Origin of the sequence: Vibrio sp., assembly GCF_047973365.1 — a bacterium.
Taxonomy (GTDB): domain Bacteria; phylum Pseudomonadota; class Gammaproteobacteria; order Enterobacterales; family Vibrionaceae; genus Vibrio.
In genome coordinates this window covers 1-6,979 of record NZ_JBKEBW010000034.1, presented here as the reverse complement: position 1 = coordinate 6,979, position 6,979 = coordinate 1, and the positions used below count along the sequence as shown (strand labels likewise).

Here is a 6,979-nt window from a genome sequence, read left to right as displayed (position 1 = left end):
CGATGACCTCTGTTGCTGTGCGCTTCGCTTCTTTTAAAGAATCGGAAGCGTTGGCTTGTGCTAGATCTAAATCTTTTTTTGCACGCTCAGCGGCTTGTAGACCATCAGCAATTTTCTTCTGACGTTCTTCAATCGCTTGCATAATTGGTGGCCATACATACTTCATGCAGAACCACACAAATAGTGCGAAAGACAGTGCTTGACCTAGCAGAGTTGCGTTCTTATTCACAACAGCTACCCCTCTATATGGACTTAGTATTAATCAATGGCAAACCTCTTTAAAAGGCTTGCCTCTGGCAAAAAGTGATTAACCTAGTTGACCAACAAATGGGTTCGCGAATGTAAATAGAAGTGCGATTACGATACCGATCATTGGAACCGCATCCAGTAGACCCGCGATGATGAACATCTTAACTTGTAGCATAGGAGCCATTTCTGGTTGACGAGCTGCACCTTCAAGGAATTTACCACCTAGAAGTGCGAAACCAATCGCTGTACCAAGAGAAGCAAGACCGACGATGATACCTACGGCGATTGCAGAAAAGCTCAGTAAAGTTTCCATTACTATCTCCAATTATAGTTGTTGGCTTAATGTGCCCAAATAAAAGCTAATTTATTAATGATCACTGTCTTCGTGTGCCATTGACAGATAAACGATTGTCAACATCATGAACACGAAAGACTGAATCAGGATTACCAGAATATGGAAAATAGCCCACGGTAGTGAACCCATCCATTGTAGCCACCATGGTAGCATTGCTGCGATAAGAATAAATACAACCTCACCTGCGAACATGTTACCGAATAGACGCATACCAAGTGATAGCGGTTTAGCCAGTAGCGACACCACTTCAATCAGTAGGTTAAACGGAATCATCACAGGGTGATTAAATGGATGTAATGCTAATTCTTTCGCAAAACCACCCAGACCTTTTACTTTAATGCTGTAGTAAATCATTAAAGCAAACACGCCCAGTGCCATAGCCATGGTGATGTTCACATCAGCCGAAGGAACCACTTTCAAGTAAGGGATACCTAGCCAATGCTGTGCTGGATACGGCAAGAAATCAATGGGCACTAAGTCCATGATATTCATTAGCAATACCCAACAAAAGATAGTCAGTGCCAACGGTGCTATAAGTGGATTGCGTCCATGGAAGGTGTCTTTGACGTTGGTATCGACAAATTCAACCACTATTTCAACAAAACATTGTAGCTTGCCCGGTACACCCGCTGTCGCCTTCTTCGCTACAGAACGGAAAATCCAAAGGAAAATCAATCCAGTAAACAAAGAAAAAAACAGGCTATCGATATGTACGTTCCAGAAACTTGTTTCCGCTTCAACTAAACCTAACTTGTAAAGAGAAAGGTTAGATAAGTGGTGTTCAATGTATCCGGACGATGTTAGCGCTTCACCATGCGCAGCCATAACTCATCCTATTTTTTGTTGTTAATGAATAGCACTGGCGCACAGATATTAATACCTAGAGCCAGCAAATAGGTTAGTTTCAGAGGAACAAGTTCCACCTGCATATACATGTAAGCGACAGAGAATAAAACGACTGTAATGAGGATTTTAAGTGCTTCGCCTGTGTAGAAAGAGACCGCGATACGCTTTGCAGCGCGAGCTCCGCTAAACATAAAAGCGCACAGCGCAAAAACCGCATTGGCCAAGACACAAATGCCTCCGCCAATCAGCGCTGAAATTCCCCAATCAGCATTTACAGCAATTGTCATCCCTGCTGCCACAACCATAACCGCGCCGAACTGGATCATTAACAATTGCTTTGCAAGCTCTCGTCCTGGCCTAGCCAACGCAGCTACCATGTATTCGTACCTCTAGTTACCATCTCAACACAGTAAAACATAACACGGAAAAACTTAGTGCTGAGAAATTGGCGAAAATTATACGAAGGCGCAAAACTAATGCAACGTAAATACAAACTTATGTTACATTTTTGTATGCTAACCAACATTTTTCACACAAAATTCTTTTTTCTTAAAAATGTGACGCCAAACGATTATGTCACTTAGGATTGTAACTTTGCAACCAATTGCGCTAGTTTCTGGGGTTCATCAAGGCTAATAGTCACCTTAGATTTACCATTTTTGGAACGCACAATTGACACTTTTGCTCCTAAGTTTTCACTCAGTTTTTGTGACATTTGTTGTACTTCTGCGTCTTCAATTACATTTTTATCTTCAGATACGCCTGAGAGACATTTTTTCACTAATTGCTCAGTTTGACGTACCGTCAATTGCTTCTTCGCAATGCGCTCAGCAATCACTTCTTGTTGCTCGCCTTCCAGCATTAATAGAGCACGCGCGTGCCCCATTTCCAGCTGTCTCATAGCAACCAATTGCTTAACTGTATCAGTCAACTGGTTAAGACGGAGTAAATTACTCACCGTCGTGCGTGATTTACCAATAACATCTGCGACCTGTTGATGAGTTAACTTAAATTCGTCTTGCAGACGTTCTAATGCTTGTGCTTCTTCAATCGCGTTCAGATCTTCTCGTTGAATATTTTCGATCAACGCCATCGCGATCGCTGCGCGATCTTCGACAGGCTTGATCAAACAAGGTACTTGTCTCAAACCCGCTTGTTTGGCTGCTCGCCAGCGACGTTCACCGGCAATAATCTCGTAACCACCCGTGTTAATTGGACGCACCACGATTGGCTGAATAATACCTTGAGACTGGATGGAGGCAGAAAGCTCTTCCAAAGCTTCAGGAGACATATCTTTACGGGGTTGGTAAATACCCGGCTTCAAGCTGGTAATCGCAATATCTTGTAATTCACCGTCCGAAGACATCTCTTGGCTGTGCGATGCGACTTGTTGCTTTTCTCGAGCAAGAGAACTGGTTGCTAACAGCGCATCCAATCCTTTTCCTAAACCACGTTTAGACGACATGTAAACGAATTCCTTTAATCTGTGTTAGGCGATAACTTCTTCACGACGAAGCATTTCTCCAGCTAAAGCTAAATAAGCTTTGGAACCTGCGGAATACTTGTCGTAGTACATGGCTGGTTTACCATGACTAGGAGCTTCAGCGAGACGGACATTGCGAGGAATAACGGTACGATAAACTTTGTCGCCAAAGTGCTTTTTCAACTGATCAGAGACTTCGTTGGCTAAGCGGTTACGAGGGTCATACATGGTGCGAAGTAAACCTTCGATTCTCAATTTATCGTTTACTACCGCAGCCAGTTTGCTGATGGTATCCATTAACGCCGTTAAACCTTCTAATGCGAAATACTCACATTGCATTGGCACTAACACAGAATCTGCTGCTGCCATCGCGTTGATTGTAAGGAGGTTTAAAGAGGGAGGACAATCAATAAAGATGAAATCATAGTTATCGCGAACTGCTGCTAAAGCGTTCTTTAAACGAACCTCGCGAGCGAAAACTTCCATCAATTTAATTTCTGCGGCAGTGACATCACCGTTGGCCGCGATCAAATCGTAATGACCTGCAGTATTACGGCATACCACCTCTTCAAATGCAGCTTCTTCGACCAAAAACTCGTAAACCGTAGCATCGACTTGGTATTTGTCCACCCCACTAGCCATAGTGGCGTTCCCTTGCGGATCAAGATCGATGACCAGAACTTTACGTTTAGTCGCTGCCATTGAGGCAGCCAAATTAACACAAGTTGTTGTTTTTCCTACGCCACCTTTCTGGTTGGCGATCGCTACGATTTTACCCACGGTATGCCTCGTTATTATCCCTTACGGGATAAGATTACAAGATGACGCTCGCCTTCTAACTCAGGAACTTTCAAAGCTTTGACATCCGTCACAGAACACCACTCTGGTAACAGACTTATCTCTTCCTGCGGTAATTGTCCTTTTAAGGCCAAAAAGACACCTGAATTGGCACGAGGTAAGTGTTGGCACCACTCAACCATATCTGATATTGAAGCAAAAGCTCGGCTCAGAACAGCGTCAAAACCGCCTTCGGGATCGAACTCTTCAACACGGCTCTGAACAGGAATAACGTTGCTAATGGCAAGTTCATGCAGCACTTGCTTAATAAAGCGAATGCGCTTACCCAAGCTGTCCAGTAAGACAAAATGCTTATCTGGATTCATGATAGCCAGAGGAATACCAGGTAAACCAGGCCCCGTACCAACATCGATAAAACGCTCACCATTAAGGTAAGGACTAACCACAATACTATCAAGGATATGTTTCACTAACATATCCTCAGGGTCTCTTACCGATGTCAAATTATACGCTTTGTTCCATTTATTCAGCAGTTCAACATAACCAAGCAGTTGCTCACGTTGTTTTTCTGATACGTCTAAGTCTGTTTTGGCGATCAACGAATCGAGTTTGGCACGCAAATCCATTAAGCCGCCTCTCCTTTCTTCAACATGCCCTGTTTTTTCAGATGAACCAACAAGATTGAGATTGCCGCCGGAGTAATACCAGAGATACGTGACGCAATGCCAACCGTTTCCGGCTTAGCCGCGTTAAGCTTCAAGACCACTTCGTTCGATAACCCTTTAACTTGCTTATAATCAAGATCCGCGGGCAATTTGGTATTTTCATGGCGCAAAGATTTCTCGATTTCGTCTTTTTGACGCTCGATATAACCTTGATATTTCACTTGAATTTCAACTTGTTCAGCCGCTTCTGCATCGGCTAGTGCTGGCGCAAATTCTGGCAGAGAAACCAGCATGTCATACTCAATTTCAGGACGACGAAGCAGATCTTCACCGCTCGCTTCGCGTGACATTGGTGTTTTCAACAGTGCGTTTAGTGCATCAATGCCTTTCGAGTTCGGGTTCATCCAAGTCTCTTGGAGGCGTTGACGCTCTTTTTCCATGTTGTTGATCTTCTGATTGAAACGAGCCCAACGCTCATCACCAACCAGACCTAATTCACGTGCTTTTTCGGTTAAGCGAAGATCAGCGTTGTCTTCACGCAGTAATAAACGGTATTCGGCACGAGAAGTAAACATACGGTACGGTTCTTTGGTACCCATGGTTGATAGATCGTCGATAAGTACGCCCATATACGCTTGATCACGACGTGGGCTCCAGCCTTCTTTGCCCTGGCTGTACAAACTTGCGTTGAGACCGGCCATCAAACCTTGAGCTGCGGCTTCTTCATAGCCGGTAGTACCGTTTATTTGGCCAGCAAAGAATAGACCGTGGATAAATTTAGTTTCGTAAGTCTGTTTCAAATCTCGAGGATCAAAGAAATCGTATTCGATCGCATAACCAGGACGAACGATGTGTGCGTTTTCAAAACCTTTCATTGAGCGAACGATTTGAACTTGTACATCAAAAGGTAAGCTGGTTGAGATACCGTTTGGATAAAGTTCAGTGGTATTTAAACCTTCTGGTTCGATAAAGATCTGGTGGCTGTTTTTATCGGCAAAACGCATCACTTTATCTTCGATAGATGGACAGTAACGTGGGCCAATCCCTTCAATCACACCGGCGTACATTGGGCTGCGATCGAGATTCGAACGAATCACATCATGAGTTTGCTCATTGGTATGAGTGATGTAACAAGGAATTTGACGTGGATGTTGCTCGCGTTTACCCATAAATGAGAAAACCGGTGTCGGGTTATCCCCATGCTGAACTTCAAGCACAGAAAAATCGACACTGTTTGCATCAATACGTGGTGGTGTACCCGTTTTCAGGCGATCAACACGGAACGGCAATTCTCGCAAACGATCGGCTAATGCGATCGATGGTGGATCGCCTGCACGGCCTCCTGAGAAGTTTTCCATACCAATATGGATCTTTCCTCCTAGGAAGGTACCAACGGTCAATACAACCGATTTAGAACGGAATTTAACGCCCATTTGCGTGACAATACCCTGAACCTGATCGTTTTCCACGATAAGATCATCTGCCGCTTGTTGGAAAAGGGTCAGATTGGGTGTGTTTTCCAGTGTGCTGCGAACATAGGCTTTGTATAAAGCTCGATCAGCTTGTGCGCGTGTTGCACGAACAGCTGGTCCCTTAGAAGCATTCAGCGTTCTGAACTGAATACCTGCATGGTCAATAGCTTGTGCCATTAAACCACCCATAGCATCTACTTCTTTAACTAAGTGGCCTTTACCAATGCCACCAATCGCTGGGTTACATGACATTTGCCCTAGCGTGTCAATATTGTGCGTTAGAAGTAACGTACGTTGTCCTGTACGTGCGGCTGCGAGAGCGGCTTCCGTTCCTGCGTGACCGCCACCAACCACAATGACGTCAAATGTTTCGTGATAAAGCATGAACGACCTCAGGTATTCAATGAGATTAAGAGTTAAACAAAAGAGGCGTATTCTACCCTCTTTCCTAAGTCTAGAAAATCGCTTTTCTATATTTTCCTGTCACTACCGATAACTTAATATATATAAGATCTTTATATAGAGATCTTTTATTGTTCTTACTATTAGGATCGACGATCTCTGTGGATAAGTGGAAAATGATCAACAAGATCATGGATCTTTAACGGATCAGAACTTGTGATCAGATATTGATCTAACTGAGTATTAACTGGGATCAAAATAGTCGGTTATACACAGGGGATGATTATGATCAAAGTTATTATTGGGATAACTATAGGTTGATCACCGGATAAAACTATACTTATCCACATAAATGTTGATTAAATTATCATCAGTTAGTTTAATTTTATCTGCTGTCTCTTTTTTACAAGGATAAAAAAAGCAGCTTTTTGCTTAATGCCTGTCAGTTAAGCTCAAAAAGTGAAGTGACCCCCAATAGTTGGACAACCAATTATTGGGGGTCTTTTATTTATGTCCAAATACAGTCGCGAGTTAAAGTTCAAAGTAGCTAAAAAGTATCTTGATGGCTCCACTCCTCGAGAGCTCGCTGAAAAATATTCTGTCCCAACAAAACATGTTCGTTATTGGGCTCATGTTTTCACTATGCATGGTTCAAATTCATTTTTAATTGATGGCCATTCTCTTAGTGCGGAAGCTAAGCTGGAAGCGT

At 43.3% G+C, this 6,979-nt stretch carries 8 protein-coding genes and 1 pseudogene; 1 reads left to right on the top strand and 8 read right to left on the bottom strand.

Annotated features, from left to right (window positions below):
- The 8 genes from atpF to mnmG all read right to left on the bottom strand — a co-directional run.
- Positions 1–229, bottom strand: a 229-nt coding sequence (gene atpF / locus ACK5MF_RS05730) for a F0F1 ATP synthase subunit B (protein ID WP_416920238.1), incomplete at its 3' end; no start/stop codon positions are given.
- A 78-nt stretch (positions 230–307) separates the two neighbouring features.
- Positions 308–562 (bottom strand): F0F1 ATP synthase subunit C, encoded by a 255-nt coding sequence (atpE, locus tag ACK5MF_RS05725; RefSeq protein ID WP_002540812.1) that lies wholly within the window; start codon positions 560–562, stop codon positions 308–310.
- A 54-nt stretch (positions 563–616) separates the two neighbouring features.
- Positions 617–1,429: a F0F1 ATP synthase subunit A gene (atpB, locus tag ACK5MF_RS05720; protein WP_165312671.1), complete on the bottom strand. Its 813-nt coding sequence runs from the start codon at positions 1,427–1,429 to the stop codon at positions 617–619.
- An 8-nt stretch (positions 1,430–1,437) separates the two neighbouring features.
- Positions 1,438–1,827: a F0F1 ATP synthase subunit I gene (locus ACK5MF_RS05715; protein ID WP_416920225.1), complete on the bottom strand. Its 390-nt coding sequence runs from the start codon at positions 1,825–1,827 to the stop codon at positions 1,438–1,440.
- 203 nt (positions 1,828–2,030) lie between these two features.
- Positions 2,031–2,915, bottom strand: a complete 885-nt coding sequence (locus ACK5MF_RS05710; RefSeq protein WP_416920223.1) for a ParB/RepB/Spo0J family partition protein — start codon at positions 2,913–2,915, stop codon at positions 2,031–2,033.
- 24 nt (positions 2,916–2,939) lie between these two features.
- Positions 2,940–3,713, bottom strand: a complete 774-nt coding sequence (locus ACK5MF_RS05705; protein ID WP_416920221.1) for a ParA family protein — start codon at positions 3,711–3,713, stop codon at positions 2,940–2,942.
- Positions 3,714–3,727: 14 nt separating this feature from the next.
- Positions 3,728–4,357, bottom strand: a complete 630-nt coding sequence (gene rsmG / locus ACK5MF_RS05700) for a 16S rRNA (guanine(527)-N(7))-methyltransferase RsmG (RefSeq protein ID WP_416920219.1) — start codon at positions 4,355–4,357, stop codon at positions 3,728–3,730.
- The gene (gene mnmG / locus ACK5MF_RS05695; RefSeq protein ID WP_416920217.1) at positions 4,357–6,252 is read right to left on the bottom strand and encodes a tRNA uridine-5-carboxymethylaminomethyl(34) synthesis enzyme MnmG; all 1,896 of its coding nucleotides are present in this window, start codon (positions 6,250–6,252) and stop codon (positions 4,357–4,359) included. Before mnmG ends, rsmG begins: the two co-directional genes overlap by 1 nt.
- Positions 6,253–6,780: 528 nt before the next feature.
- On the opposite strand from mnmG, the pseudogene ACK5MF_RS05690 reads away from it, so the two are divergent.
- Positions 6,781–6,979 (top strand): annotated as a pseudogene (locus tag ACK5MF_RS05690) (helix-turn-helix domain-containing protein); the annotation flags it as partial.